Raw genomic sequence first — 26467 nt, forward strand, 5'->3', positions numbered from 1 at the left:
CCATGATGGAACTCAACTGGGAATGGCTGCCTCTGCTGGCGGCCTTGGCGCTGGCTTTCAGCCTGCGTCCTTGGCGCATGCTGAGCGGAGGCAATCTGGCCACTCCGCTGCTGGCCAGCCTGGTGTTCTTTCCGTGGCTGTGGGCGCTGCCGCGCATGCACAGCATGCCGATCCCGCTGATCCTGTCGGGCTCCTGCCTGATCCTGCTGATGCTGGGCTGGCCGCTGGCCGTGCCGGTGATCTGCCTGATTGCCGCCTTGTCCGGCCTGGTAGCCCCGGCTCCGGTTGAAGCGCTGATCGCCAACGCCTTCTGGATCGGCGTGCTTCCCGCCACCATTGCGCTGTGGCTGGGAGCCCTGCTGCGGCGCTATATCGGCCCGCATGTATTCGTGTATACGCTGGGCCGCGGCTTCATCGTGACGGCAGTGAGCACTTTTGGCGCCAGTCTGCTGGGCGAATGGGCGGGTGCCGATCTCCCCAATATAGAGCCCGGCCTGGTCACTACCGCGCACTGGATGATGGCCTGGGGCGAAGCCTTCATGACCGGCATGTTCAGTGCCATCTTCGTTGCTTTCCGCCCCCAGTGGCTGGCCACCTGGTCCGACAACCTCTATCTGCACAAATGACACACACTGCCTCCACCCTCCCTGACACTGGCTGCATCACCCGGGTGCGGGGATTGCAGGTGGGGCACTTCACTTCGGATCTGCGCCCGACGGGTTGCAGCGTGGTGCTGACGCCGCAAGGAGCGGTCGCCGCCGTGGATGTGCGCGGCGCCGCGCCCGGCACGCGCGAAACCGATCTGCTGCGCCCCGGCAATCTGGTGGAACAGGTGCACGCCGTCGTGCTCAGCGGCGGCAGCGCCTGGGGACTGGCAGCCGCCACCGGAGTGGCCGAATGGCTGGAAGAACAGGGCTACGGCCTGGATGTCGGCGTTGGCCGTGTCCCCATCGTGCCGGCGGCAGTGCTGTTCGACCTTACCGTGGGCGATGCGGCAATCCGGCCGGACGCTGCAGCCGGGCGTGCCGCCTGCCAGGCAGCCGGAAACACGCCCTGCGCGACCGGCAACGTCGGCGCCGGTGCCGGTGCCACGGTGGGCAAGCTGTTCGGCCATGGTTGCGCCATGAAGGGCGGCATCGGCTCCGCCAGTGTGACGGTGCATGGCGTGACGGTGGGCGCCCTGGTGGCGGTCAACGCCGTGGGCGACGTGCTGGCACCGGACGGCAGCATCCTGGCCGGCGCGCGTACGGCCGATGGCAGTGCCCTGCGCGACACTACGCGCAGCCTGCTGGAGGGAGAGCATCCGCAGTTTGCCTTGCCCGGCACCAATACCACCATCGGCGTGATTGCCACCGATGCACGCCTGGACAAGGCGCAACTGCAACGCCTGGCGCTGGCCGGGCATGACGGCCTGGCGCGCTGCATCACGCCGGTGCATACGATGCTGGACGGGGACACCCTGTTCGCTCTGTCCACCGGCGCTGCCGGTGCGGAGCAGGCGCCCGACATGATCACCCTGGGCGCCATGGCCGCCGAAGCCACTCAGCGAGCAGTGCAGGTGGCTCTGCGCAGTGCGCGCACGGTGCACGTGGGGGATCTGGCCTTGCCGGCGGCCAGCGACTGGCAGACGGTGTAAGAGCCGAAGGGACAAATGCTGCCGTGCATCCGGGGCGCACGCAAATCCGTGACACAATCGGCAACTAGTACGGCAGTCTGCATTGCCCCACCCTGATACCGCATGTTCCTCAATCTTCCCACCAGCCTGACCTGGGCGCGCATTGTTGCCATACCGCTGCTAGTTGCGGTGTTCTATCTGCCTCTGTCGCCGGGCGCACAGAACGTGCTGGCCGCCGGCCTGTTCATTGCGGCTGCCGTCACCGACTGGTTCGACGGCTTTCTGGCCCGCCGCCTGAACCAGACGTCGGCCTTCGGTGCCTTTCTCGATCCGGTCGCCGACAAGTTTCTAGTCTGCGCAAGCATGCTGATCCTGGTGCACCTGGGCCGTGCCGACGTCTTTGCCGCCCTCATCATTATCGGCCGCGAAATCGCCATCTCCGCGCTGCGTGAATGGATGGCGCAGATCGGCGCTTCGCGCAGCGTGGCCGTGCACATGATCGGCAAGCTCAAGACCACGGTGCAGATGGTGGCCATTCCGTTCCTGCTGTACGACGGCGTGCTGCTCGAGAGGATCGACACGCGCCTGTGGGGCTACTGGCTGCTGTGGGCTGCGGTGATTCTCACGGTGTGGTCCATGGGCTACTACCTGCAGAAGGCGCTGCCCGAAATCCGCGCCAAGGTGAAATAAGCGGCGCGCTGCCGGGCGCGTCGTCCAGTTGCAGCGGCCGGACCCGTCCCGCCGCATCGGGAGGGGGAGATGTTCGAAGGATTCACCCGCTTTGATGTGACACGCCGCGGCGTGCGGCTGCACAGCCGCATCCGCCGCCACAGCGATGACCATGCGCCCGCGCTGGTACTGCTGCACGGCCACCCGCAGACCCATGCGATCTGGCACCGGATCGCAGCTCCGCTGGCACAGCATTTCCACGTGGTGCTGATGGACCTGCGCGGCTATGGCGATTCGGACAAGCCGCCATCCGATGCCCAGCACCTGCCCTACAGCAAGCGCGAAATGGCGCTCGATGTACTGGCCGTAATGCTGCACCACGGCTTCGGACGCTTTCATGTGCTGGCGCACGACCGCGGCGCACGCGTGGCGCATCGCCTGGGCGTGGATCACCCCCATGCAGTCGAACGCATGATGCTGCTGGACATTGCGCCCACGCTTGCCATGTACCAGGGCACAACAGAGGCCTTTGCGCGTGCCTACTGGCACTGGTTCTTCCTGATCCAGCCTGCGCCCTTGCCCGAAACACTGATCGGCGCCGATCCGGTGGCCTATCTGCACAGCGTGATGGGCAGTCGCCACGCGGGCATGGAGGGTTTTGCGCCCGAAGCCCTGCGCGAATACGAGCGCTGTGCCTTGCAGGAAGGCTTTGTGCACGCCATGTGCGAAGACTACCGCGCCGCCGCCAGCATCGACCTGGAGCATGACCGCGAAGACGTGGCCGCAGGGCGCAAGCTCACGCAAACCCTGCGCGTGCTGTGCGGTGCGCAAGGCGTGGTGCATCCCAGCTTCGACGTGCTGGCGCTCTGGCAGCAGCGCGCCGAAAACGTCAGCTACGGCACGCTGCCCAGCGGCCACTACATTCCCGAAGAGGCACCGCAGCCCCTGCTGGACGAAGCCCTCGCATTCTTTCTGGAGACTTCCGCATGAGCAAGGCACACCGCATTGCCGTGATTCCCGGCGACGGCATCGGCCAGGAAGTGATGCCCGAGGGCCTGCGTGTGCTGCAGGTGGCAGCACGCCGTTTCGACATCCCGCTGGCGTTCGACCATTTCGACTTTGCCTGCTGGGATTACTACGAGCGTCACGGCCGCATGCTGCCGGACGACTGGAAGGAGCAGATCGGCCGGCATGACGCGATCTTCTTTGGCGCTGTTGGCTGGCCGGAGAAGATTCCGGACCACATCTCGCTGTGGGAATCACTGCTGCTGTTCCGCCGGGAGTTCGACCAGTACATCAACCTGCGCCCTGCCCGCCTGATGCCGGGCGTGATCGCCCCCGTGGTGCGCAAGGATGGAAGCCCGCGCCAGCCCGGCGAGATCGACATGCTGATCGTGCGCGAAAACACCGAAGGGGAATATTCCGCCATCGGCGGGCGCATGTTCGAGGGCAGCGAACGCGAACTGGTGATGCAGGAAACTGTCATGACGCGTGTGGGGGTGGACCGGGTGCTGCGCTTCGCCTTCGAGCTGGCGCTTTCGCGCCCCAAGAAGCACCTCACCAGCGCCACCAAGTCCAACGGCATTGCCATCACCATGCCCTACTGGGACGAGCGCGTGGCGGCCATGGCGAAGCAGTATCCGGAAGTGGTGGTGGACAAGTTCCACATCGACATCCTGACCGCCCACTTCGTGCAGCGGCCGGACTATTTCGACGTGGTGGTGGCAAGCAACCTGTTCGGCGACATCCTGAGTGACCTGGGCCCGGCCTGCACCGGTACCATCGGCATTGCACCGAGCGCCAACCTCAATCCCACGCGGCGCCTTCCCTCGCTGTTCGAGCCGGTGCACGGCTCGGCGCCGGACATTGCAGGGCGCGGCATCGCCAATCCAATCGGCCAGATCTGGGCCGGGGCGATGATGCTGAATTTCCTCGGCTATCGCGCTGCACACGATGCCATCGTGCGCGCCATCGAAGCGGTGCTGCAGCCGGACAGCGGGGCGCCACGCACGCCTGATCTGGGCGGCAATGCCCGTACCGGCGACCTGGGGCGCAGCATCGCGGAACAGCTGGAGCGTGGCTGAAGACGGTTTATCGGGAGCGTAAGATTGACTTGCGTCAAGCTGTCCGTGCGTTTGTCACAGGCATGTCGCAACCCCCTGCCAGCCCGGCCCGGAGAGAGGCAGAAAGCCGGCTACAATGCGTCATACTGCCGAGCGCTGGCACAAGCCGGCAAGCGGTTCGCCCAGCCGCCCTTGCCTGTGCGCAACGCGCCCTCGGAAGTACCGGTTTCGTTGCTATACTAGCCGACTTTCCCGCGGTGCCTCCCTTGCCGGAAGCACCCGACGGGCAACAAAGAACACAAGGGGATTTTTGTGAACAAGACCGAACTGATCGAGCACATTGCCAAAAATGCCGACATCTCCAAGGCTGCTGCCACGCGCGCGCTGGACGCTGCCATCGGCGCAGTGACCACCACCCTGAAAAAGGGCGGCACAGTGTCGCTGGTGGGCTTTGGCACGTTTGCCGTCGGCAAGCGCGCTGCTCGTACGGGTCGCAATCCTCGCACCGGCGAAGAAATCGACATTAAAGCTGCTAGAATTCCGAAATTCCGTCCCGGTAAAGGCCTGAAAGACGCCCTGAATTGATCGGTTTTCAGATGGGGTGCTTAGCTCAGTTGGTAGAGCGGCGCCCTTACAAGGCGTAGGTCGGCGGTTCGACCCCGTCAGCACCCACCATCCATCTGAATGTAAAAAAAGGCGAACATCGGTTCGCCTTTTTTATTGCCCCACACACCCAAAACGCAGGATTCAATGCATGTTTGAAACGATTCGCAAGCACAACAAGTGGATGATGATCCTGCTGTTCGCGCTCATCATTCCCTCCTTCGTGTTCTTCGGCATCGAAAACTACCAGCGCATGAACGATGCCAGCCATGCCGCCGTGGCATTGGTCGATGGCAACAAGATCACCCAGGGCGAATGGGACGAACAGCACCGCCGCGAGGCCGAGCAGCTGCGTGCCGCCAACCCCGGCATCGACCCAGCCCTGCTGGATTCGCCCGAAGCCAAGTTCGCCACGCTTGAACGCATGATCCAGCAGCGCGTGCTGGCCGGCGCCGCCAACAAGCTCAAGCTCTACGTGAGCGACCAGCGCCTGGCCAAGGAACTGATGGCCGATCCCGCCATCGCTGCGCTGCGTGGCCCCGATGGCAAGCTGGATGATGCCCGCTACAAGGAACTGCTGGAGCGCCAGGGCATGACCCCGCAGGGCTACGAAGCGATGACGCGTGCGCAACTGGCGCAGCGCCAGGTGGTGCTGGGCGCCGTCAACGCCGGTGGCTGGATTCCGGCGGCTTCTGCCGATCTGGTGATGCGCCCATTCTTCGAGCGCCGCGAGATCCAGGTAACGCGCTTCAACCCGGCCGACTTTGCCGCCCAGGTGAAAGTGGATGATGCCGCCCTGCAAGCCTACTACACGCAGCATGCGGCGCAGTTCAAGACGGCCGAACAGGCCAGCATCGAATACGTGGTGCTCGACCTGCCCGCCGTCGAAAAGCGCATGACCATTGCCGAAGGCGACCTGCGCACCTATTACGAACAGAACAAGGATCGCCTGGGCCAGGCCGAACAGCGCCGTGCCAGCCACATCCTGATCGAAGCCAATGCGGCTGTCGACCCGGCAGCCCGTGCCGCCGCACGCAAGAAGGCCGAGGAAGTGCTGGCCGAAGTGCGCAAGAATCCCGCAGCATTTGCCGAACTGGCGAAGAAATACTCGCAGGACACCGGTTCCGCTGTGAACGGTGGCGACCTGGGTTTCTTCGATCGCCAGGCCATGGTCAAGCCCTTCTCCGACGCCGTCTTCGCCCTCAAGCAGGGAGAGATCAGCGGTGTGGTGGAATCCGACTTTGGCTACCACATCATCCAGCTGACCGGCATCCAGGGCGGTGCGGCAGGTGATTTCGAAAGCCACAAGGCCGAAATCGAAGCCGAACTGCGCAAGCAGCAGGCACAGCAGAAGTTCGCCGAAGCCGCCGAAGAACTGTCCGACGGCGTGTTCAAGGATCCGCAGGCACTCAAGCCCATTGCCGACAAGCTGGGCCTGCAGGTGCACACCGCTTCCGGCATTGGCCGCGCTCCCGCTGCCGGCGCCGAGGGCGCACTGGCCAACACGCGCTTCCTGCAGGCCGTGTTCGCGCCCGAGTCCCTGAGCAAGAAGAGCAATACCAACGCCATCGAGATCGGCCCCAACCAGATGGCCGTGGGCCGCATCCTGAGCTATGCACCGGCACAGACCAAGCCGCTGACAGAGATCAAGCCGCAGGTCACCCAGGCCTTTGTGCAGACCAGGTCTGCCGAACTGGCCAAGGCCGCTGGCGAAGCAAAGCTGAAGGAATGGCGCGCCAATCCGGCGCAGGCTGCTGCCGGCGGCGAAACGCTGACCGTCGCCCGCGTGATGACCACCAACCAGCCGTCTGCCGTGGTAACAGCCGCCCTGCGTGCAGACCGCGCCAAGCTGCCCGGATTCGAAGGAGCTGACCTGGGCAAGCAGGGCTACGCTGTGGTGCGTGTGAACAAGGTGCTGGCACCGGAGGGCGGCATGGCCGAGCTGCAGAAGCAACAATACCCGCAGGTGGCCCAGGCCCAGAACGAAGTGGAACTGCTGGCCTACTACGAGTCGCTGAAGAAGCTGCTCAAGGTGGAATACAAGGTGCAGAAGCCTGCCGCCAAACCGGCAAGTGCAGCATCTGCTGCCTGATCGCAAAAATTTTGGAAACTGGTAAAAATCAGGCTATAATTCTTTCTTTCTGGTGGCTGTAGCTCAGTTGGTAGAGTCCAGGATTGTGATTCCTGTTGTCGTGGGTTCGAGCCCCATCAGCCACCCCAGATAAAAAAGCCTTGCAATTCAATGAGTTGCAAGGCTTTTTCTTTTTCAGGATGGCTTGAATCCGGTTGGCCGGCCGCCCTGCTTTGCCGTTTTGGCTAAATCCGATCGCCAACGCCGCCGCGCCGACCACGTCCAGCCGGCTCCCCTCAATGCAATGCCCGGTAAATCTGACCTGCCAGCTCCTCGGAAATCCCCTCGACGCTCGCCAGATCTGCCTCGGAGGCTCGCGCCACCCCCGCCACACCGCCAAAGCGCTGCAGCAGGCGTGCACGGCGCTTGGGGCCGATACCGGGAATGTCTTCCAGCCGGCTGCCACCCGTGCGTACCTTGGCCCGGCGGGCACGCATGCCGGTAATGGCAAACCGGTGCGCTTCATCCCGTATCTGCGCCACGAGCATCAGCGCGGCCGAGTCCTTGCCCAGCCAGACCTTGTCGCGGCCATCGGCAAACACCAGTTCTTCCAGGCCGACCTTGCGTCCCTCCCCCTTTTCCACACCGACAATGCGGGACAGTTCGATGCCCAGTTCCTGGAACACCTCGCGCGCAACCGCCACCTGGCCTTTGCCACCGTCGATCAGCACGATGTCGGGCCAGCGCAGCGCAGAGCGGGACGTACTACCGGCCCCGGCATTTGCAGGGGCCGCTGCCGCCGTTTCCGGACTTGCAGCTGAATCCAGCGCAATCTCTGCGCCCACATTGTCTGCAGCGACTTCTCCGTCTGAAGGCAATTGCTCCTGCCCGCCCAGCTCCCGCATCTGCTCGGCCAGCTTGCCATAGCGGCGCAGCAGCACTTGGCGCATGGCAGCGTAATCGTCGCCCGGCGTGATGCCCTGGATGGTGAAGCGACGGTACTGGCCGGACTGCATGGCGTGCTGCTCGAACACCACGCACGAAGCCTGCGTTGCCTCGCCCGCCGTATGCGAAATATCGAAGCATTCGATGCGCAACGTGTCCAGTTGCTCGGTCTCCAGTCCCAGCGCGTCGGCCAAAGCCCGGGTTCGCGCCTTCTGCGAGCCTTCTTCGGCCAGCAGGCGGGCCAGTTGCAGCGCCGCGTTCTGTTCGGCCATCTGCAGCCAGACGCGGCGATGCTCGCGTGGCTGGTGGATGGCGGTAACCTTGTGGCCGGCCTGTGTTGCCAGGGCCTCGACCAGTGCCGGCGACAAAGGGACGTTCGTGACCAGCACCGGCGGCATGTCGGCCCCCAGGTAGTGTTGCGCAACGAAGGCCTCCAGCACGGCCTGCTCCAGCCGGTGCTCGGGCTGTTGGGCGCCCTCCTGCGCTTCCAGTTCCACCAGCTTGGCGGCGTCATCGAGCTGTGACGGAAAATGCGGCTTGTCGCCCAGATGACGCCCGCCTCGCACCATGGCCAGGTTGACACAGGCCTTGCCGCCCTGCAGGCGAATCGCCAGCACGTCCACATCCTTGTCGGACGAGGTGGACTCCACCGCCTGCTGGTGCAGGATGCGGCTGAGCGCCGCCAGCTGGTCGCGCACTTCGCCGGCCTGCTCGAATTCCAGCCGTTCGGAATGGGCCATCATCCGCTTCTGCAGCTTCTTCATCACGCTGTCGGTGGCGCCGTCGAGAAAATCGCGCGCATGGGCCACGTCCTGGGCGTAGTCTTCCGGCGTGATCAGGCCCACGCAGGGGCCGCTGCAGCGCTTGATCTGGTACAGCAGGCAGGGCCGCGTGCGGTTGGCAAACACCGAGTCCTCGCAGGTACGCAGGCGGAACACCTTCTGCATCAGCTGGATGGTTTCCTTCACCGCCCAGGCGTTCGGGTACGGGCCGAAGTAGCTGTGCTTGCGGTCAGTGGCGCCGCGGTAATAGGCCATGCGCGGGTAGTCGCCGGGCTGCGGGGAGTCGTCGGCGCGCGGCGTGGCAGTGACGGCCGTGAGTTTCAGGTAGGGATAGCTCTTGTCGTCGCGGAACAGGATGTTGTAGCGCGGCTTGAGCGTCTTGATCAGGTTGTTCTCGAGGATGAGGGCCTCGGCTTCGGAGCGCACCACGGTCACTTCCAGCCGGGCAATCTTGCCGACCATGAAGCCGATGCGCGTGCCGCCATGGTCCTTCTGGAAGTAGCTGGACACGCGCCGTTTGAGATGCACGGCCTTGCCGACATAGAGCACCTGGTCATCGGCATCGAAGTAACGGTACACGCCGGGCAGCGACGGCAAGGCGGCGACCTGGGCGAGCAGTTCGGCGGAGTGGCGGGAGGGGGCCGGCGCCTGTTCTTGCTCCTGCACCTGATCCGCTCCATGCGCTCCTTCGGATGCGCCCGCCAACACCTCTTCGACTTGCGGCACGCGGTTCGGCGCAGGCAATTCGGGAGCTTCGGAGGGCGGTGCAGAGGATCGTCGCGGCATGTTCTGGATTGTAGAAGGCGGCAACACCGACGATGCAATCAGGGACAATGCAGGGCATGCGATTTCCGGCTTTCATTCCCCTACCGTCCTGCATCCGAGAGTGTGCGGATTTTCGGTCCTGGCAATGGGACATTTTCTGCACCGTGATCGACAACTACGGCGACGCCGGCGTCTGCTGGCGGCTGGCGGCCGGGCTGGCGGAGCGCGGGCAACGCGTGCGCCTGTGGATCGACCAGCCGGAGTGCCTGCATTGGATGGCGCCGCAAGGGGCAGCCGGCGTGGACATACGCCGCTGGCAAGCGCCGCTGAACGCCCAAGAGCTGCCGGACAGGGCTGGCGACGTGCTGATCGAAGCCTTTGGCTGCACACTGGAGGACAGCGTTCAGGCCTGGTGGGCCGCCTCGCATGCTTCGTCCGCCCCTGAGCGAACAGGGCTATGGCTGAATCTGGAATACCTCTCGGCAGAGGCCTACGTGGCGCGCTGCCATGGCCTGCCTTCGCCCGTCATGCAGGGGCCCGCTGCGGGTTTGGTCAAGCAATTCTTCTACCCCGGCTTTACCGCTGACACAGGCGGCCTGTTGCGCGAAATGGCCCTGCCGCAGCGACAGCAGCGGTTCCCGGCCTCCCGGTTTCTCGAGGCCTTGACCGGTGAAAGTGCCACGCCTGTCGCTCATGATCCGGCGGCCGCCACGAAGCCGGGAGCCGAAGCCGAGCCTCTGGTCGTCAGCCTGTTCTGCTACGAGCCACAGCCCTTGCCGGCGCTGCTCGCACAGCTTGCCGAACGCCCGAGCACCTTGCTGGTATTCCAAGGCCGTAGCCATCAGGAACTGCTGCGCATCCTGGGTACCAGCACACTGCCCGAACACCATGGCCAGTGCCGGCTCACTCCCCTGCCCTGGCTGGACCAGAGCGGATTTGACGAAGTGCTGTGGAGCAGCCATGTCAACTGCGTCCGCGGCGAAGATTCGCTGGTGCGCGCGCTGTGGGCGGGCCAGCCCTTTGTCTGGCACATCTACCCGCAGGACGACGATGCGCACCATGCCAAGCTGGAGGCGTTTCTGGACTGGCTGCAGGCGCCGGACGATCTCCGCGAATTTCACCGGATCTGGAACGGCATCACCGAGGGGCCGTTGCCGGCACTCGTTCCGGCGCGTCTTCTGGATTGGCAATCCTGCGTGCAGGCCGCACGTACCCGCCTGATGGAGCAGGACGATCTGGTGAGTCAAGTGCTGTCACTGGCCGGGAAGACTTGCGCCACCGCACTCACAGGCACTGCGCCGGCATAAGCCAGGCAGTACAGACAGCCCCTCCGGCTGGGGCTTGCTCAGGCCCGCAGCGTATCCGGCAGGCGGCGCGCGATCTCCGCCACCAGTTGCTGCGCCAGCACGCGCTTGCTGGCATGCGGCAGTTCGGTTGTGCCCTGCTCGTCCACCAGCAGCAAGGCATTGTCATCCTTGCCGAAAGTGGCCGGCCCGATATTGCCCACCAGCAGCGGCACCTGCTTGCGCAGGCGCTTGGCCTGGGCATTGGCCTCCAGATCGTGGCTTTCGGCCGCAAAGCCCACGCAGTACAGCGTGCCGGCTTGCGCCTGCGGGGTGCGTGCCACTATCGCCAGGATGTCGGGGTTTTCGACAAATTGCAGGGCCGGCGGCTGGCCGCTGCCGTCCTTCTTGAGCTTCTGCTCCGACACATTGGCCGTGCGCCAGTCGGCCACCGCTGCGGTTGCGACAAACACGCCATATTCCGGCAACACACGCTGCACCGCCTCCAGCATCTGCTGGGCCGACTGCACATCGATGCGGCTCACGCCCTGCGGCGTCGGCAGATGCACCGGCCCGGCCACCAGCATGACCCTGGCACCCGCCTCCTGTGCGGCACGCGCAATGGCAAAGCCCATCTTGCCGCTGGAATGGTTGGTAATGCCGCGGACCGGATCAATGGCCTCGAAGGTCGGTCCCGCAGTGACCAGCACGTTCTGCCCCGCCAGCACCTTGGGCGCAAAGCTGGCCACGATCAGGTCGTGCAGTTGCTGCGGCTCGAGCATGCGGCCATCGCCCACCTCGCCACAGGCCTGCTCGCCATGGCCCACGCCCAGCACCTGCGCGCCATCCTGCATGATCTGCGCCAGATTGCGCTGCGTGGCCGGATGCGCCCACATCTCGCGATTCATGGCCGGCGCCACCAGCAGCGGCTTGCCTGCCGGGCGCGCCAGACAGGTCAGGCTCACCAGTTCGTCCGCCCTGCCCTGCGCCAGCCGGGCAATGAAATCGGCACTGCAGGGGGCCAGCACGATCATGTCAGCCTCGCGGCCCATCCGGATATGCGGCATGTTGTCCGGGCTGCGCGCGTCCCACTGGCTCAGCACCACCGGCCGGCCGGACAGCGCCTGCATGGTGACCGGCGTGATGAACTGGCAGGCTGCCTCGGTCATCATCACCTGCACGGTAGCGCCGCTCTTGATCAGCAGGCGGCACAGCTCGGCCGATTTGTAGCAGGCCACGCCGCCGGTCAGCCCCAGCAGCACATGGCGGCCGTTCAGTTCGCTCTGGGCAGCGCCCAGCACAACGGGAGTAATGGTGTCCATGGCGTCCTCGCTCAAGCCTGCCACTGCTGCAGGCCCTCGATGGCCAGCGCATAGCCCTGCACGCCCCAGCCGCACATCACGGCCCTGGCGACAGGGGAAATATACGAATGATGGCGGAATGCCTCGCGTGCAAACACATTGCTGATGTGCAGCTCCACCAGCGGCACGCCGGCGCCCTTGATGGCATCCATCAGCGCAATGCTGGTATGCGTATAGGCCCCGGCATTGAGCACCACGCCTGCCAGTTGCCCTGCAGCGTGCAGCCGGCCCGCCTCATGGATGGCATCCACTAGATCGCCCTCGTGGTTGCTCTGGCGAAAATCCAGCGCCCAGCCGTGTCGCTCGCAGGCGCTGCGGCACAGCTGTTCCACGTCGGCCAGGGTGGCCGAACCGTACACGGCCGGCTCGCGCGTTCCCAGCAGGTTGAGGTTGGGGCCGTTGAGCACGACCACGGTCTTGATAGCAGCTGATGTCATGTTCGGAACCACGAAAGTCATGCGCAGATGATACCCCGAGGCGGCTAGCGCCCCAGAACCTGGTCCACGCCCTTGTTGGCCAGCGCATCGGCTTTTTCGTTGCCGGGGTCGCCGGCATGGCCACGCACCCAGTGCCATTCAATCCTGTGCTTGCCGCCGTGCACCAGCGCATCGAGTTCCTTCCAGAGCTCGGCGTTCTTCACCGGCTGCTTGCTGGCAGTGATCCAGCCCTTCTTCTTCCAGCCGTGAATCCACTCGGTAATGCCCTGGCGCACGTACTGGCTGTCGAGGTACAGCGCCACGCGGCACGGGCGCTTGAGCGCCTGCAGGCCGCGGATCACCGCCATCAGTTCCATGCGGTTGTTGGTAGTTTCGGCCTCGCCGCCGAACATTTCCTTGCTGTGCGGCCCCGACTGCAGCCACACGCCCCAGCCGCCCGGCCCCGGGTTGCCCTTGCAGGCCCCATCGGTATAGATGGTCACGTTATCCATTGCACCTGTTCTCTTTGTTCGTCCTGGATGCCGGGGCCTGAATGGCAGCACGGCAAAGGCGCAGATTATGACCGGGGATTGGAGTCACGCGCCGGCGGACGGCAATGCGTGGCCTGGCGTTCGCCCTGAGCCAGCGGCACTGTTCCGCGCGCCTGCTTGGCCTGTTTCCAGCGCGGCTGGATCATGCGCACGCCGCGTACCCGCTTCACCGCCTCGATGAAGTACACCCCGCCCAGGATCGGCCACCAGCGGTCACCCGCATGCTCCATCCAGCTCAGGCGCTCGTACCAGCGGGCGCTGCGCAACCCCGGGCGGTAGCCGCCAAAGCGTCCGCCGTCCACCTCCAGGTTGAGCAGACGCAGCCAGTCGCGCAGGCGTCGGTGGCCAATGAGGTCGTCGATGTCCGGAATGAACGGCGGCGCCGCACTGCCCATGCGCTGGGCCCAGCGGCTGTGCCACTGCTGTGTGCCCCACAGGCTGGAGGGATTGAAGCCGATCACGATCAGCCGTCCCTCCGGCACCAGCACCCGCGCTACTTCGCGCAGGGTGGCATGCGGATCGGCGCTGGCCTCCAGCGTATGCGGCAGCACCACCAGATCCAGGCTGCTCTCGGCAAATGGCAGCGCCGTCGGCTCGACCACCAGGCTGAGCGGTATCTGCCCCTCGTGCGCCAGGTCGCCCATGCAGGCCTGGCCCTCCAGCTCCTCTGCCAGCGTGGCATCCACCGCCTGTGGCACCTCGACCGGCAAGCCGTGATCGGCAGCCAGCGCCGGCTCGGGCGTCTCGATACCGGCCAGCCAGCGCCGCTTGACGCGGCTGTTGCGCAGCAGGGGCAGCGTCTCGCCACCAATTTGCAACGCATGGTAACCAAAGCAGTCGGCCACCGCCTGATCGCAATGCCGCAGCTCCCACTCGCGCAAATAGCGGCCAGCGGGGGTATGGAACCATTGTGCCAAATCTATAATCTGCTCCGACATGCCCTGACTTGATTGAATCTTCCTCCGGACCCACCCCATGCATCTGGTTGCGCTGCCCGTACTGAATGACAACTATATCTGGATCCTGCACAACGGTGAAGCAGCCCTGGTGGTCGATCCGGCAGTATCCGAACCTGTGGCGGCAGCGCTGCAGCAGCACGGCCTGAAACTCGATGCCATCCTGATCACGCACCACCATGCCGATCATGTCGGCGGGCTGGATGGCCTGTATCAGGCCTGCGGCCATGCAGGCACGCAAGAGGCCTGCGGCCATGCAGGCACGCAAGTGTTCCTGCCTGCCGGCGACGGTCTGGCGGTGACACAGTTCCCCTCCGTGCCTGCAGCCGCCATGCACTGGTGCAGCGGCGACGACACGGTCTCCGTGCTGGGTGTGGAGTTCCAGGTAATGGATGTGCCCGGCCATACCGCCGGTCACATTGCCTATTTTGCTGCGGCTCCTGCAGGTCAGGAGCCTTTGCTTTTCTGCGGCGACACCCTCTTCTCCGGCGGCTGCGGCCGCATCTTCGAGGGCACGCCGGCGCAAATGCACGACGCACTGTCCCGGCTGGCCGCCCTGCCGCCGCAGACGCGCGTGTGCTGCGCACACGAGTACACTCTGTCCAACCTGCGTTTTGCGGCCGCCGTCGAAACCGGCAATACCGACATGCAGGCCTACACCCGCCACTGCGAAGCCTTGCGCGCGCAGGGGCTCCCGACGGTTCCTTCCACCATCGGCCAGGAACTAGCCATCAATCCCTTCCTGCGGGTGTGTGAGCCTGCGGTGCAACAGGCTGCCCGGCAGCACGACACCGCCGCCACCGACCCGGTGCAGGTCTTCGCCGTGCTGCGCGAGTGGAAAAACCGTTTCTGAGCGCACACCGGCCCGATCCCGAGATTCCCCTTCATGTTTTTCCGTTATGTGATGAGCCTTTGCGCCATCGCCGTGCTGGCAGGCTGTGCCACCGGCGGCGGCCAGAATGCCGGCTCCGTCGGCATCCGCATGTCCGACGTGGACGGCAATGTCTTCAGCGGCAAGAGCTCCAGCCGCTTCGGCCTGAGCAGCCCCAACGACATGTGGGAACGCGTGCAGCGCGGCTTCTCCATGCCCGACCTGGACAACGCCGTGGTGCGCGACCGCGAAGCCTGGTACACGCGCAACCCGAACAGCATCAGCCGCATGCTGGGCCGCTCCGACAAGTACCTGTTCCACGTCGTCGAAGAGCTGGAGCGTCGCAACATGCCGACCGAGCTGGCCCTGCTGCCCTTCGTGGAAAGCGCCTTCAACCCGCAGGCGGTGAGCAGCGCCAAGGCGGCGGGCATGTGGCAGTTCATCCCCAGCACCGGCAAGCAGTACGAGCTGGCGCAGAACCGCTTCCTCGATGACCGCCGCGACGTGCTGCGTTCCACCCGCGCAGCGCTCGACTACCTGCAGCGGCTCTACACCATGTTCGGCGACTGGCACCTGGCCCTGGCCGCCTACAACTGGGGCGAGGGCAACGTGCAGCGCGCCATCAACCGCAACATCGCGGCCGGCCGGGGCACCAGTTACGAAGAGCTGACCATGCCGCAGGAAACGCGCCAGTACGTGCCCAAGCTGCAGGCCATCAAGAACATCATCCGCAACCCGGCCACCTTCAATACCGCGCTGCCCAACGTGGCCAACCATCCCTACTTCGACCAGGTGAAAATCTCGCGCGACATCGACGTGGCCATGGCTGCGCGCCTGGCCGAGATCAGCGTGGATGACTTCAAGGCACTCAACCCCTCGCTCAACAAGCCGATGGTGATTGCCTCGCTTACGCCGCGCATCCTGCTGCCCTGGGAGGCTGCCCCGCGCTTCCGCGAGAATCTGGCGCGCCTGGGCAACAACCGCCTGGCCAGCTGGACGCTGTGGACTGCCCCCACGACCATGACGGTGGCGCAGGCGGCCGAGCAAACCGGAGCCACCGAAGACCAGCTGCGTGAAATCAACCGCATACCGCCGCGCATGATGGTACGCGCCGGCTCTGCCCTGATGGTGCCGCGCCCGGACTGGCACAACACCGAAATCTCCAGTGCCGTGGCCCGCAGCAGCAGCATCAGCTTCGCACCCGAGGTGGTACTGCGCCGCATCACGCTCAAGGCGCAGGACGGCGACACGCTTGCCAGCTTCGCCTCGCGTCATGGCGTGCCGGTGCAGGATGTGGCGAACTGGAACAACCTGTCTGCCAACGCATCGCTGGCGGAAGAACAGTCTGTCGTGCTCAACCTGCCGCAGCAGCAGGCCACCCGCCTGCTCAACCAGCAGCGCGCCGAAGAAGCACTGGCAGCGCGCACCCAGCGCCTGGCGGAACGCCAGCGTCAGCGTGAGGAATCCATTGTCCGCGTATCTGCACGCAAGGCGGCAAGCCGCAACCGTGACAACGATCCTGATCAGGAAGAGACTGCAGATCGCAAGAGCGCTGGCAACAAGCGCAATGCGGTTGCCCAGACGAAATCCGCCCGCAACGAAGAGCGCTCCGGCCGCAGCGCCAAGGCCGCACGCGAGGAGGAAGGCAGCCCGCGCAACGCCAGGTCTGCACGCGACGACGAACGGAATGCGCGCAATGCCAAGGCGGCACGGGACGAGGAGCGCAGCAATCGTCGTGGCAAACCGGCCCAGGATGAGGATCCCCGTGCAGCCAAGGGCAAGGCCGCACGCGAGGACAGCCGCGACAAGCGCCGGAATGCGCCTGAGGACAAGCCGGAGCGCAACAACAGGAACCAGGCAGCCGACAAGCCAGCCAGCCGTCGCGCCAAAGACGCCGAGGCGGCTCCCGGCAGAGGCCGCACCGCGGCAGCAGGCAAGGAAGAAAAACCTGCCAAGGGCAAGGAACCCCCCAAGACTGCCAAGGGGAGCAAGGACAGCAAGGCCGACAGCAAGGACAAGGCACGCAAGGGCAAGTAAGCCCCACCGCGCCTCAGAACGCCCCGAGCAGCAGGATGGCCACGTTCACGGCAAAAGCGGCCGTCCACACCAGGCTGCGCAGCGTGGCCTTGTCTGCGACATAGGCCCACACATACACCACGCGCAGCAGCACGAACGCTGCGGCGAGCAGGTCCAGCCAGGGCTGGCTGGCCTGCAACTGGTGCGCGATGATGACCGCGCCGATGAAGAAGGGCAGCACCTCGAATCCGTTCTGCTGGGCCGCATTGGCACGGGCGGATGCCCCCCTCTGCCGCTCCAGCCAGGCGCGTGGATCGCGGTTGTCGAAGCCGCCGCTCTCGCGTGCACCCAGCTTCTTGGCGATGCCGGCGCTGACGATCGGCAGCAGCGAAGCCACGAGCACCATGCCATAGGCCCAGGTGAAACCATCAGCCATGCGTCCCTCCTTCGGAAAAATGGGCGTCGAGCCGGCTGGCCAGCGCCTGCTCCAGCGCAGGCAGTGCCTGCACCACTGCAGCGATTTCCGGCTGGGGCGACAGGCGCAATTCCGCACCCCAGACCGGATTCGGAAAATGGCTGTCCCAGCCGAAGCGCGCAATCACGTGCCAGTGCAGGTGCGGCACCACGTTGCCCAATGTGGCCAGATTGATCTTGTCCGGTTGCATATGCTCCCGCAGGAGGCACTCCACGAGCGTTACCGCCTCCATGGCCAGGGCACGTTCGGATGCTGGCAGATCGCTCCACTCGGCCACATGCCGGTCGCAGATCAGGCGGTAGAACGCCGGAAACGCCGCTTCGCCTGCATGCACCAGCCGCCATCCCTCCGAGCGCCACACCACCCGGCCACCGTCTTCGTTGCACAAGGGACACTGCCCTGTCTGGCTCGCATGCATCGTTCTGCTCCGTTGGTACAAATGGATGCAGACGCAACACCCCATAGTGTGCGCCTGACGCTTTCCTATCTTAATATGCGCAGCAAGGCTGCCCTTCCCTGCCGGCAGCAAAGACTGACACTCCCTGCACCAACAAGAATGCGCTTTTTCGTTTCCTCCTCCCGCCGCCATCTGCTTTCCGCCGCCGTCGCCGCTGCCGGCATGCTCAGCGTAACCGGCTGTTCCGGCATGTTCTCCGGCGAGCAAACCGTCTTCATCGATGGCAGCAAGCTGCAGCAGAAGCTGGACACGCGTTTTCCGGTCGACAAGCGCCTGCTCGGCATGTTCGACGTCACCGTGAGCAACCCGCGCCTGAGCTTCGACCCTGCGGCCAACAAGCTGGGTACGCGCCTGACGCTGGCCACGCCCGCCGTGTTCGGCCTGATGCCGGCCATGAAGGGCAATGTGGACCTGGCCTACGGCCTGCGCTTCGAACCCAGCGACAACAGCGTGCGCATGACCAATGTGGAGGTCAAGTCGGTCGACCTGAAGGACGAAAAAGGCCAGGGCAACAGCCGCGCCAACAACGCACTGGCGATGGTTGGCGAGCAGATGTTCCAGGATTACACGCTGTACAAGTTCACCGCATCCGACCTGGAAAAGGCCAGCAAGTACAAATACACCCCGACAACAATTACGGTCAAACGTAATGGTGTCGACGTGCTTCTGGTACCGAAGAAATAATGGAAGGTGCTGCACCGGCCGTGGCCGGACTGCATGCCAGAGGCGGGCACAAGCCCGCTTTTCCATGAACCCTTTTCTTTTGCAGGAGTACCCATGAGTTTCTGGGACCAGAGCTACAGCGCCGTTGATGGCTACAAGTACGGCGAGGCGCCCAATGCCTTTTTGCGCGAGCAGGCAGCCCGGCTGGAAGCCGGCTCCCGCATTCTGGTTCCGGGCGATGGCGAGGGCCGCAATGGCGTGTGGCTGGCTGAACAGGGCCATGCCGTGCAGTCCGTGGACAGTTCTGCCGTGGGACTGGCGCGTGCGCGTGAACTGGCACAGCGCCGCGGCGTGAACCTGGACACCGTGCAAGCCGATCTGGCCAGCTGGCAGCCCGAGCCTGCCAGCGTCGATGCCGTAGTGCTGATTTACCTGCACCTGCCGCCCGCCCTGCGCCCCGCCGTGCATGCCAAGCTGGTCCAGGCACTCAAGCCGGGCGGCCTGCTGCTGCTGGAAACCTTCCATCCGAAACAGCTTGGCTACAGCAGTGGCGGCCCGAAGGACGAGGCCATGCTCTACACGCTGGACATGCTGCGCTCCGACTTTGGCGAAGGGATGGAAGAACTCATGGCCGAGGAAGGCCCGGCCACGCTGGACGAGGGTCCCGGCCACCAGGGGCCGGCCTGGGTCACGCGCTGGATCGGCCGCAAGATCGCGGCATAAGACTGCCCTCTTCCTCGCCTCGTCCGGGCCCAAAAAAGGAAAAAGGCTGAAGAAGCTCCCTGCTTCTCCAGCCTTTGTTTTCAGCAAGGCCTGTGTGCTTACACCAGCACGCGCTCGATACCGCCCGCGTTGGCGGCATCCACATAGCCCTTCATCCAGTCCTCGCCTAGGATCTGGCGCGCCATTTCCACGACGATGTAGTCGGCTTCCATCAGGCCGTTCGGCAGGTCTTCGCCGTAGCGGCTCAGGCCCTGGAAGCAGCTCGGGCAGCTGGTGAGCATCTTCACCTTCGGATCGCCGTTGCGCAGCGTGGGCGCCTTCAGGCCATGCTCTTCCTGCAGCCTGGCCAGCTCGACCGCGTTCTTGCGGATCTCCTCGGTCTTGCGGAAGCGCACCTGCGTGGAGATGTCCGGACGGCTCACGCCCAGCGTGCCCGACTCGCCGCAGCAGCGATCGCTCTTCACTACGGCATCGCCCAGCAGGCCTTTCACGGTCTTCATTGGGTCCTGCAGCTTGAGCGGCGTGTGGCAGGGATCGTGGTACAGATAGCCTTCCGGCTTGGGCAACGTGATGCCTTTTTCCAGCAGGAATTCGTGGATGTCAATGATGCGGCAGCCGGGGAAGATCTTCTCGAACTGGTAATCCTGCAGCTGGTCGTAGCAGGTGCCGCAGCTCACCACCACGGTCTTGATGTCCAGGTAGTTGAGCGTAGTGGCCACGCGGTGGAACAGCACGCGATTGTCGGTGATCATCTTCTCGGCCACATCGTACTGGCCGGCACCGCGCTGCGGATAGCCGCAGCACACATAGCCCGGCGGCAGCACGGTCTGCACGCCGGCATGCCAAAGCATGGCTTGGGTAGCCAGGCCCACCTGGCTGAACAGGCGCTCCGAACCGCAACCTGGGAAGTAGAACACTGCCTCGCTGTCCACCGAGGTGTTCTGCGGATCGCGAATCACCGGCACATACTGGCGGTCCTGGATATCCAGCAGCGCACGCGCGGTACGCGTGGGCAAACCGCCCGGCAGCTTCTTGTTGACGAAGTGGATGACCTGCTCCTTGACCGGAGCCGTGCCCACCGTGGCCGGCGGGCGCGCTGTCTGGTGGCGCCCTGCCACCTTGAAGAAGTCCACCGCCGCGCGTTGCGCCTTGAAACCCACGTTCACCATGCCCGCGCGCAGCAGGTTGATGGTGGACGGCTCGGTCGCGTTCAGCATCAGCATGGCGGCCGACTTGCCCGGACGCGTGCTCTGCTGCCCCATCTTGCGCAGCAGGTTGCGCATGTTCATGGAGACATCGCCAAAGTCGATATCCACCGGGCACGGTGCAAAGCACTTGTGGCACACCGTGCAATGCTCGGCCACGTCCTCGAACTCGCTCCAGTGCTTGACGCTGATGCCGCGACGCGTCTGCTCTTCATACAGGAAGGCCTCGACCAGCAGCGAAGTCGACAGAATCTTGTTGCGCGGGCTGTACAGCAGGTTGGCGCGCGGCACATGGGTGGCGCACACCGGTTTGCACTTGCCGCAGCGCAGGCAGTCCTTCACGCTGTCGGCAATCGAGCCGATGTCGCTCTGCTGCATGATGATGGATTCATGCCCCATCAGCCCGAAGCTGGGCGTGTAAGCGTTGGTCAGGTCGGCCAGCGCCGTGGTGCCGGCATAGACGGCACGCTGCGTCTCGCTCATTACTACCGGGCGCAGCAGCTTGCCCTTGTTGAAGCGGCCCTCGGGGTCGATGCGCGCCTTGTAGTCGGCAAACGGCGCCAGTTCCTCGTCCGTCAGGAATTCGAGCTTGGTGATGCCGATGCCGTGCTCGCCCGAAATCACGCCGTCCAGCGAACGCGCCAGCGCCATGATGCGCTTGACTGCCTCGTGCGCCAGTTGCAGCATGTCGTAGTCATCGCTGTTGACCGGGATGTTGGTGTGCACGTTGCCGTCGCCCGCGTGCATGTGCAGCGCCACCCAGACGCGGCCCTTGAGCACGCGCTGGTGCACGGCATCCAGCGCCTCCAGCAGCGGCTTGAACACCTCGCCGCTGAACAGCGTATGCAGCGGGTTGCGGATCTGCAGCTTCCAGCTGGCGCGCAGGCTGTGGTCCTGCAGGGCCTCGAAATGCTGGTCGATATTGTCCAGCCAGCCCTGCCAGAGCGCACGCACGCCGATGATCAGCGCACGCGCCTCGCGCACGCGCGTGGCCAGCAGGTCGGCCGGATCGCCCGGCTCCATGGCAGCCGTCTCGGCATCGAATTTGCCCAGCGGCAGGTGCGGCTGCTCGAAGAATTCCAGCAACTCGTCCGCAAGGCGGATCTTGTTGCGCAGGCTCAGCTCGATGTTGATGCGCTCGATGCCGTCGGTGTACTCGGCCATGCGCGGCAGCGGAATCACCACGTCCTCGTTGATCTTGAAGGCGTTGGTGTGGCGGCTGATGGCGGCGGTGCGCTTGCGGTCGGCCCAGAATTTCTTGGCGGCCTCGCGCGTGGTGGCAATGAAGCCTTCACCGCTGCGGCTGTTGGCAATGCGCACCACTTCGCTGGTGGCGCGGGCCACGGCATCGGGATCATCGCCCACGATGTCGCCAATCAGCACCATTTTGGGCAGGCCATTGCCGCCCAGCTCGCCGGTGGCGCCACGCTTGCTCTTGGTGGCATAGCCCACGGCCTTGAGGTAGCGGTCGTCCAGGTGTTCCAGGCCGGCCAGCAGCACGCCGCTGCGCTTTTGCTCCTCGAACATGTAGTCGCGGATCTCGACGATGCTGGGCACGGCCAGCTTGGCGCTGCCGAAGAATTCCAGGCAGACGGTGCGGCTGTGCGCCGGCATGCGGTGCACGATCCAGCGCGCGCTGGTGATCAGGCCGTCGCAGCCCTCCTTCTGGATTCCGGGCAGGCCGCTCAGGAACTTGTCGGTCACGTCCTTGCCCAGGCCTTCCTTGCGGAAGGTGGCGCCGGGAATGTCCAGGCGTTCGGTGCGGATCGGCGTCTTGCCGTCGGCCTCGAAATAGCGCAGCTCGAAGCTGGCCACGTCCACATCGTGGATCTTGCCCAGGTTGTGATTGAGTCGATGCACTTCCAGCCATTGCGCATCGGGCGTGACCATGCGCCAGCTGGCCAGGTTGTCCAGCGCAGTGCCCCACAGCACGGCCTTTTTGCCGCCGGCGTTCATGGCAATGTTGCCGCCGATGCAGGAGGCCTCGATGGAGGTCGGATCGACCGCGAACACGAAACCGGCACGCTCGGCCGCCTCGGCCACGCGAATGGTGACCACGCCGGCGCCACTCCACACGGTGGGAACGGGCTCGGCCACGCCGGGCAGTTGCACCATCTCGACTTCGGTCACGCTGTCGAGCTTTTCGGTGTTGATGACGGCGCTCTTCCAGGTCAGCGGAATGGCACCCCCCGTGTAACCGGTACCACCACCTCGCGGCACGATGGTCAGGCCCAGGTCCACACAGCCCTTTACCAGATCGGCCATTTCGGCCTCGGTATCGGGCGTGAGCACGACGAAGGGGTATTCCACGCGCCAGTCGGTGGCGTCGGTCACGTGGCTGACGCGGCTGAGGCCGTCGAACTTGATGTTGTCCTTCTGCGTGAGCTTGCGCAGGCGGCGCAGCACCTGCTGGCGCAGCTCGATCGTCACGCCGAACGAGCGCTCGAAACTGTTGACGGCCTCATGCGCCAGGGCCAGCACCTCGCCCACCGCGTCGTCACGCTCCTTGTCCTGGGCAGCGGTGCGGCGTTTCTGGATTTCGCCCAGGCGGTGGCGCATGGCCTCGATCAGCTGGGCGCGGCGCTTGGGGTTGTCGAGCAGGTCATCCTGCACGTAGGGGTTGCGCTTGATCACCCACATGTCGCCCAGCACCTCGTACAGCATGCGCGCGGATCGGCCGGTTTCGCGCTCGCCGCGCAGCATGTTCAGCAGTTCCCAGCCGTGGCGGCCAAGCAGGCGCTCGACGATCTCGGCGTCGGAGAAGCTGGTGTAGTTGTACGGAATTTCGCGAATACGCTGGGCAGCGTGCTGGAGAGCCAGCACGTTCTTGTGCAGTACGGGAGCGTTCATGGGCAGGTAAAGCCTCGTCGGCGCGTCAGGGAACAGGCCCGGGCGCGTGGTGGAAGGAGCACGAGTACGAATTTTAGTCCAGTAGGGACTGTCCCTACGCCGTCAGGGACATGCGATGCGTTCAAGGCATGGCGTGCGGCAGCACTGTGGTGTTAATGCCGCGGGGCATCTCCCTGGTGCCAGGAGGCAACAGGGATTTCACCCGTTCCGGCCGGCGGTTCGTCACTGCGGCGGAAGTGGCGCAACAGCCATTGTTGCATGCCGCCCATGCCCAGGGCCAGCGCTACATAGGTCAGCATGGCGCCATCGTGCTGCAGCAGCAGCAGGCCGAGCAGCAGGATCAGCACGCCACAGCCGAAAAGCCACAGCCATTCGCGCTGCCAGCGCAGCGTCACGTCGCGCCGGCGTGCCAGCACGCGGTGGGTAATCAGCAACAGACTGGCCAGCCAGAGGGCCGGAAGCACGAAGTTGAACAGGTGGTTGAGGAGAGCAAACAGTCCCATGGAACAGCATTTTCGCGCAAACGGGAGCACGATATGACACAGGTCCCGCCAGAGTCTAGAGCATCGTCAAGACAGGCGGCCATCTTCGATTTTATAATCCCTGCCATGTCAGTCTGGGCTCTAGGCATCAACCACCACACCGCACCGCTGGATTTGCGCGGCCGCTTCTCGTTTGCGGTCGACCAGATGGGCCCTGCGCTGCACGGCCTGCGCCAGGCCTTTGCGCACCATCCCGAAGCAGCCATCATCTCCACCTGCAACCGCACGGAGGTGTACTGCGCCAGCGACCGCGTCGATATCGACCATACCCTGGCCTGGCTGGCCCGTGCCGGCAACGTGCCCGAGCACGCCCTGCGCGACTACACCTATACCCTGCAGAACGATACGGCCGCGCGCCACGCCTTCCGCGTCGCCAGCGGGCTGGACAGCATGGTGCTGGGCGAGGCGCAGATCCTCGGCCAGATGAAGGATGCCGTGCGCGCCGCCGAGGCAGCCGGCAGCCTGGGCACCACGCTCAACCAGTTGTTCCAGCGCAGTTTTTCCGTAGCCAAGCTGGTGCGCAGCAGCACCGAGATCGGCGCGCACAGCATCAGCATGGCCGCTGCCGCAGTGCGTCTGGCCTCGCAGCTGTTCGAGGATCTGAGCCAGATCCGCATCCTGTTCGTGGGTGCCGGCGAGATGATCGAGCTGGCGAGCACGCACTTTGCCGCGCGCAACCCGAAGCAGATGGTGATTGCCAACCGCACCATGGAGCGCGGCGAGGCGCTGGCCAAGCGCTTCGGCGCCAGCGTGATGAAGCTGGCCGATATTCCCGAACGCCTGCATGAGTTCGATGCCGTGGTGAGCTGCACCGCGAGCACCCTGCCCATCATTGGTCTGGGAGCTGTGGAACGCGCGCTCAAGAAACGCCGCCATCGCCCCATGTTCATGGTCGATCTGGCCGTTCCGCGCGATATCGAGCCCGAGGTGAAGGCGCTCAATGACGCCTATCTCTACACGGTGGACGATCTGGCCACCGTGGTGCAGACCGGCCAGGCCAACCGCCAGGCTGCCGTGGCGCAGGCCGAAGCCATCATCGACGAAGGCGTGCGCAACTTCATGCACTGGCTGCAGCAGCGCGATCCCAACTACGGGGCCGTGTCGCTGATCCGTCAGGTACACCAGCGTGCCGACGAATGGCGCGAGGCAGAAATCGCCAAGGCGCGCAAACGTCTGGCCAAGGGTGATGATGTGGAAGCCGTGCTCGAGGCGCTGTCGCGCGGCCTCACGCAGAAGATGCTGCACGGCACCATGAAAGAGCTGCAGAGCACCGAAATGTCGCGCCAGATCCAGGCGGCGGAAACGGTGCAGCGCCTGTTCCTGAACAAGCAGCGCTAGCTGCGGTCGCGCCTGGTGAGCCTTCGCAGGTGCGTGGCTCACCGCAGGCGTTGCGGCCACGCCCGCCGCAACGCTCCTCCCTCCGATTCCGGCGCAGCGCGCCCGTTCGCCCCCTTCCCGCCCAGCCCCATCCGCATGAAACCGTTTCTCCGCAACCAGCTCGCCCGCTACGCCGAACGCCTGCACGAGCTGGATTTCCTGCTCAGCCGCGAAGACATCATGCAGGACATGGCACAGTTTCTCGCGCTCTCGCGCGAGCACAACGAGATCGGGCAGATCGCCGGCCGTTTCACGCGTTACCGCCAGGTGGAGGCGGATATGGCCGCCGCGCGCGACATGCTGGACGACCCGGACATGGCCGAGATGGCCGAGGAGGAAATCAGCGGTGGTGAAGCCGAGCTGGCAAAGCTGGAAGACGAGCTGCAGCGCCTGCTGCTGCCCAAGGACCCCGATGCCGACCGACCGGCCTATGTGGAAATCCGCGCCGGCACCGGCGGCGACGAATCCGCCCTGTTTGCCGGCGATCTGGCGCGCATGTACACGCGCTATGCCGAATCGCAGGGCTGGCGTGTGGAAACCATGAGCGAATCGCCGGCCGAACTGGGCGGCTACAAGGAAATCGTGCTGCGCATGGAGGGTCCGGACAGCAGCGATACGCACCAGGGCGTCTACGGCACGCTGATGTTCGAATCCGGAGGCCATCGCGTACAGCGGGTTCCGGTGACCGAATCGCAGGGCCGCATCCATACCAGCGCCTGCACGGTGGCCGTGATGCCGGAGCCCGATCCCGCGCAGGCCATCACGATCAATCCGGCCGACCTGCGCATCGACACCTTCCGCGCCAGCGGTGCCGGCGGCCAGCACATCAACAAGACCGACTCGGCCGTGCGCGTGGTGCACCTGCCGACCGGCATCGTGGCCGAATGCCAGGACGGCCGCAGCCAGCACAGCAACAAGGCCAAGGCCCTGCAGGTACTGCAGGCGCGCATCCAGGAGAAGGAGCGCAGCGAACGCGCCGCCAGGGAAGCCGCCATGCGCAAGGGACTGGTCGGCAGCGGCGACCGCAGCGACCGCATCCGCACCTACAACTTCCCCCAGGGCCGGCTGACGGATCACCGCATCAACCTGACGCTGTACAAGCTGGGCTACATCATGGAGGGCGACCTGTCGGAAGTGCTGCAGGCGCTGCGCCATGCGCGCGATGCGGAGCAGCTGGCGGAGCTGGAAGTCAACGGCTGACCAGCCGC

General features: G+C 65.0%; 23 protein-coding genes and 2 tRNA genes. 16 read left to right on the top strand and 9 right to left on the bottom strand.

Annotated elements, in window-relative coordinates; genetic code table 11:
* Nucleotides 1–5 precede the first annotated feature (5 nt).
* From ACX36O_RS07145 to ACX36O_RS07185, 9 genes are all read left to right on the top strand, one after another.
* Nucleotides 6–626 carry an energy-coupling factor ABC transporter permease gene (locus ACX36O_RS07145; protein WP_213362684.1) on the top strand — a complete coding sequence of 207 codons (621 nt, stop codon included), beginning with the start codon at nucleotides 6–8 and terminating at the stop codon, nucleotides 624–626.
* On the top strand, nucleotides 623–1636 hold the full coding sequence (locus tag ACX36O_RS07150; protein ID WP_213360766.1) for a P1 family peptidase: 1014 nt from the start codon (nucleotides 623–625) through the stop codon (nucleotides 1634–1636). The genes ACX36O_RS07145 and ACX36O_RS07150 overlap by 4 nt, the downstream gene beginning before the upstream one ends.
* 102 nt (nucleotides 1637–1738) lie before the next feature.
* The gene (pgsA, locus tag ACX36O_RS07155) at nucleotides 1739–2305 is read left to right on the top strand and encodes a CDP-diacylglycerol--glycerol-3-phosphate 3-phosphatidyltransferase (protein ID WP_213360768.1); all 567 of its coding nucleotides are present in this window, start codon (nucleotides 1739–1741) and stop codon (nucleotides 2303–2305) included.
* Between the two features lie 69 nt (nucleotides 2306–2374).
* Nucleotides 2375–3274, top strand: coding sequence for an alpha/beta fold hydrolase (locus tag ACX36O_RS07160; protein WP_213360770.1), 900 nt, complete (start codon nucleotides 2375–2377; stop codon nucleotides 3272–3274).
* Nucleotides 3271–4368: a tartrate dehydrogenase gene (locus ACX36O_RS07165; RefSeq protein WP_371686677.1), complete on the top strand. Its 1098-nt coding sequence runs from the start codon at nucleotides 3271–3273 to the stop codon at nucleotides 4366–4368. Before ACX36O_RS07160 ends, ACX36O_RS07165 begins: the two co-directional genes overlap by 4 nt.
* Before the next feature lie 291 nt (nucleotides 4369–4659).
* A complete protein-coding gene (locus ACX36O_RS07170; RefSeq protein WP_371686676.1) occupies nucleotides 4660–4932 on the top strand; it encodes an HU family DNA-binding protein in 273 nt (90 codons plus the stop codon).
* A 14-nt stretch (nucleotides 4933–4946) separates the two neighbouring features.
* Nucleotides 4947–5022: transfer RNA gene (locus ACX36O_RS07175), tRNA-Val, on the top strand.
* 79 nt (nucleotides 5023–5101) lie between these two features.
* Complete coding sequence (locus ACX36O_RS07180) at nucleotides 5102–7042, top strand: SurA N-terminal domain-containing protein (RefSeq protein ID WP_488359555.1); 1941 nt, start codon at nucleotides 5102–5104, stop codon at nucleotides 7040–7042.
* A 52-nt stretch (nucleotides 7043–7094) separates the two neighbouring features.
* Nucleotides 7095–7170, top strand: a tRNA-His gene (locus ACX36O_RS07185).
* A 147-nt stretch (nucleotides 7171–7317) separates the two neighbouring features.
* Here the strand turns inward: ACX36O_RS07185 and uvrC are convergent.
* A complete protein-coding gene (gene uvrC / locus ACX36O_RS07190; RefSeq protein WP_371686675.1) occupies nucleotides 7318–9534 on the bottom strand; it encodes an excinuclease ABC subunit UvrC in 2217 nt (738 codons plus the stop codon).
* 56 nt (nucleotides 9535–9590) lie between these two features.
* Between uvrC and earP the strand changes: the two genes are divergently transcribed.
* Nucleotides 9591–10820, top strand: a complete 1230-nt coding sequence (gene earP / locus ACX36O_RS07195; RefSeq protein ID WP_488359556.1) for an elongation factor P maturation arginine rhamnosyltransferase EarP — start codon at nucleotides 9591–9593, stop codon at nucleotides 10818–10820.
* 38 nt (nucleotides 10821–10858) lie between these two features.
* Here the strand turns inward: earP and coaBC are convergent, their stop codons facing one another.
* The 4 genes from coaBC to ACX36O_RS07215 all read right to left on the bottom strand — a co-directional run bounded on the left by coaBC (nucleotide 10859) and on the right by ACX36O_RS07215 (nucleotide 14062).
* The gene (gene coaBC, locus ACX36O_RS07200) at nucleotides 10859–12118 is read right to left on the bottom strand and encodes a bifunctional phosphopantothenoylcysteine decarboxylase/phosphopantothenate--cysteine ligase CoaBC (protein WP_488360234.1); all 1260 of its coding nucleotides are present in this window, start codon (nucleotides 12116–12118) and stop codon (nucleotides 10859–10861) included.
* Between the two features lie 11 nt (nucleotides 12119–12129).
* On the bottom strand, nucleotides 12130–12594 hold the full coding sequence (gene aroQ, locus ACX36O_RS07205) for a type II 3-dehydroquinate dehydratase (RefSeq protein WP_488359557.1): 465 nt from the start codon (nucleotides 12592–12594) through the stop codon (nucleotides 12130–12132).
* Nucleotides 12595–12638: 44 nt separating this feature from the next.
* Nucleotides 12639–13085 (bottom strand): ribonuclease HI, encoded by a 447-nt coding sequence (gene rnhA, locus ACX36O_RS07210; protein ID WP_213360777.1) that lies wholly within the window; start codon nucleotides 13083–13085, stop codon nucleotides 12639–12641.
* A 65-nt stretch (nucleotides 13086–13150) separates the two neighbouring features.
* Nucleotides 13151–14062 (bottom strand): class I SAM-dependent methyltransferase, encoded by a 912-nt coding sequence (locus ACX36O_RS07215; protein WP_213360778.1) that lies wholly within the window; start codon nucleotides 14060–14062, stop codon nucleotides 13151–13153.
* Between the two features lie 37 nt (nucleotides 14063–14099).
* Here ACX36O_RS07215 and gloB point away from each other — a divergent pair, with 37 nt between their 5' ends.
* Entirely contained in the window at nucleotides 14100–14933 is an 834-nt protein-coding gene (gene gloB, locus ACX36O_RS07220) for a hydroxyacylglutathione hydrolase (RefSeq protein WP_488359558.1), read from the top strand.
* A gap of 33 nt (nucleotides 14934–14966) precedes the next feature.
* Nucleotides 14967–16988 (top strand): transglycosylase SLT domain-containing protein, encoded by a 2022-nt coding sequence (locus ACX36O_RS07225; RefSeq protein ID WP_488359559.1) that lies wholly within the window; start codon nucleotides 14967–14969, stop codon nucleotides 16986–16988.
* A gap of 13 nt (nucleotides 16989–17001) precedes the next feature.
* Here ACX36O_RS07225 and ACX36O_RS07230 read toward each other — a convergent pair whose 3' ends face one another.
* Together ACX36O_RS07230 and ACX36O_RS07235 are read right to left on the bottom strand one after the other, a co-directional pair.
* A complete protein-coding gene (locus tag ACX36O_RS07230; RefSeq protein ID WP_213360782.1) occupies nucleotides 17002–17403 on the bottom strand; it encodes an MAPEG family protein in 402 nt (133 codons plus the stop codon).
* Nucleotides 17396–17860, bottom strand: a complete 465-nt coding sequence (locus ACX36O_RS07235; protein WP_488359560.1) for an HIT family protein — start codon at nucleotides 17858–17860, stop codon at nucleotides 17396–17398. The genes ACX36O_RS07230 and ACX36O_RS07235 overlap by 8 nt, the downstream gene beginning before the upstream one ends.
* Nucleotides 17861–17998: 138 nt before the next feature.
* On the opposite strand from ACX36O_RS07235, the gene ACX36O_RS07240 reads away from it, so the two are divergent.
* A complete protein-coding gene (locus ACX36O_RS07240; protein WP_371686670.1) occupies nucleotides 17999–18583 on the top strand; it encodes a YceB family lipoprotein in 585 nt (194 codons plus the stop codon).
* Nucleotides 18584–18676: 93 nt separating this feature from the next.
* Nucleotides 18677–19285: an SAM-dependent methyltransferase gene (locus tag ACX36O_RS07245; RefSeq protein WP_250131008.1), complete on the top strand. Its 609-nt coding sequence runs from the start codon at nucleotides 18677–18679 to the stop codon at nucleotides 19283–19285.
* Between the two features lie 98 nt (nucleotides 19286–19383).
* Here ACX36O_RS07245 and ACX36O_RS07250 read toward each other — a convergent pair whose 3' ends face one another.
* Both ACX36O_RS07250 and ACX36O_RS07255 read right to left on the bottom strand, forming a co-directional pair.
* Complete coding sequence (locus ACX36O_RS07250; RefSeq protein WP_371686669.1) at nucleotides 19384–23340, bottom strand: DUF3683 domain-containing protein; 3957 nt, start codon at nucleotides 23338–23340, stop codon at nucleotides 19384–19386.
* Nucleotides 23341–23492: 152 nt separating this feature from the next.
* The gene (locus ACX36O_RS07255) at nucleotides 23493–23843 is read right to left on the bottom strand and encodes a hypothetical protein (RefSeq protein ID WP_488359561.1); all 351 of its coding nucleotides are present in this window, start codon (nucleotides 23841–23843) and stop codon (nucleotides 23493–23495) included.
* A 105-nt stretch (nucleotides 23844–23948) separates the two neighbouring features.
* Between ACX36O_RS07255 and hemA the strand changes: the two genes are divergently transcribed.
* Both hemA and prfA read left to right on the top strand, forming a co-directional pair.
* Entirely contained in the window at nucleotides 23949–25220 is a 1272-nt protein-coding gene (gene hemA / locus ACX36O_RS07260; protein WP_213360792.1) for a glutamyl-tRNA reductase, read from the top strand.
* A gap of 135 nt (nucleotides 25221–25355) precedes the next feature.
* Nucleotides 25356–26459 carry a peptide chain release factor 1 gene (gene prfA / locus ACX36O_RS07265; RefSeq protein ID WP_213360793.1) on the top strand — a complete coding sequence of 368 codons (1104 nt, stop codon included), beginning with the start codon at nucleotides 25356–25358 and terminating at the stop codon, nucleotides 26457–26459.
* Nucleotides 26460–26467 lie beyond the last annotated feature (8 nt).

The sequence above is a fragment of the Brachymonas sp. KE5 genome, from assembly GCF_057773645.1.

Excerpts from the sequence above, each read along its gene's own strand:
- ACX36O_RS07145 (WP_213362684.1), top strand. The coding sequence starts at position 6 with ATGGAACTCAACTGGGAATGGCTGCCTCTGCTGGCGGCCTTGGCGCTG.
- ACX36O_RS07150 (WP_213360766.1), top strand. The coding sequence starts at position 623 with ATGACACACACTGCCTCCACCCTCCCTGACACTGGCTGCATCACCCGG.
- pgsA (WP_213360768.1), top strand. The coding sequence starts at position 1,739 with ATGTTCCTCAATCTTCCCACCAGCCTGACCTGGGCGCGCATTGTTGCC.
- ACX36O_RS07160 (WP_213360770.1), top strand. The coding sequence starts at position 2,375 with ATGTTCGAAGGATTCACCCGCTTTGATGTGACACGCCGCGGCGTGCGG.
- ACX36O_RS07165 (WP_371686677.1), top strand. The coding sequence starts at position 3,271 with ATGAGCAAGGCACACCGCATTGCCGTGATTCCCGGCGACGGCATCGGC.
- ACX36O_RS07180 (WP_488359555.1), top strand. The coding sequence starts at position 5,102 with ATGTTTGAAACGATTCGCAAGCACAACAAGTGGATGATGATCCTGCTG.
- uvrC (WP_371686675.1), bottom strand. The coding sequence starts at position 9,534 with ATGCCGCGACGATCCTCTGCACCGCCCTCCGAAGCTCCCGAATTGCCT.
- earP (WP_488359556.1), top strand. The coding sequence starts at position 9,591 with ATGCGATTTCCGGCTTTCATTCCCCTACCGTCCTGCATCCGAGAGTGT.
- coaBC (WP_488360234.1), bottom strand. The coding sequence starts at position 12,118 with ATGGACACCATTACTCCCGTTGTGCTGGGCGCTGCCCAGAGCGAACTG.
- aroQ (WP_488359557.1), bottom strand. The coding sequence starts at position 12,594 with ATGACATCAGCTGCTATCAAGACCGTGGTCGTGCTCAACGGCCCCAAC.
- rnhA (WP_213360777.1), bottom strand. The coding sequence starts at position 13,085 with ATGGATAACGTGACCATCTATACCGATGGGGCCTGCAAGGGCAACCCG.
- ACX36O_RS07215 (WP_213360778.1), bottom strand. The coding sequence starts at position 14,062 with ATGTCGGAGCAGATTATAGATTTGGCACAATGGTTCCATACCCCCGCT.
- gloB (WP_488359558.1), top strand. The coding sequence starts at position 14,100 with ATGCATCTGGTTGCGCTGCCCGTACTGAATGACAACTATATCTGGATC.
- ACX36O_RS07225 (WP_488359559.1), top strand. The coding sequence starts at position 14,967 with ATGTTTTTCCGTTATGTGATGAGCCTTTGCGCCATCGCCGTGCTGGCA.
- ACX36O_RS07230 (WP_213360782.1), bottom strand. The coding sequence starts at position 17,403 with ATGGCTGATGGTTTCACCTGGGCCTATGGCATGGTGCTCGTGGCTTCG.
- ACX36O_RS07235 (WP_488359560.1), bottom strand. The coding sequence starts at position 17,860 with ATGCATGCGAGCCAGACAGGGCAGTGTCCCTTGTGCAACGAAGACGGT.
- ACX36O_RS07240 (WP_371686670.1), top strand. The coding sequence starts at position 17,999 with ATGCGCTTTTTCGTTTCCTCCTCCCGCCGCCATCTGCTTTCCGCCGCC.
- ACX36O_RS07245 (WP_250131008.1), top strand. The coding sequence starts at position 18,677 with ATGAGTTTCTGGGACCAGAGCTACAGCGCCGTTGATGGCTACAAGTAC.
- ACX36O_RS07250 (WP_371686669.1), bottom strand. The coding sequence starts at position 23,340 with ATGAACGCTCCCGTACTGCACAAGAACGTGCTGGCTCTCCAGCACGCT.
- ACX36O_RS07255 (WP_488359561.1), bottom strand. The coding sequence starts at position 23,843 with ATGGGACTGTTTGCTCTCCTCAACCACCTGTTCAACTTCGTGCTTCCG.
- hemA (WP_213360792.1), top strand. The coding sequence starts at position 23,949 with ATGTCAGTCTGGGCTCTAGGCATCAACCACCACACCGCACCGCTGGAT.
- prfA (WP_213360793.1), top strand. The coding sequence starts at position 25,356 with ATGAAACCGTTTCTCCGCAACCAGCTCGCCCGCTACGCCGAACGCCTG.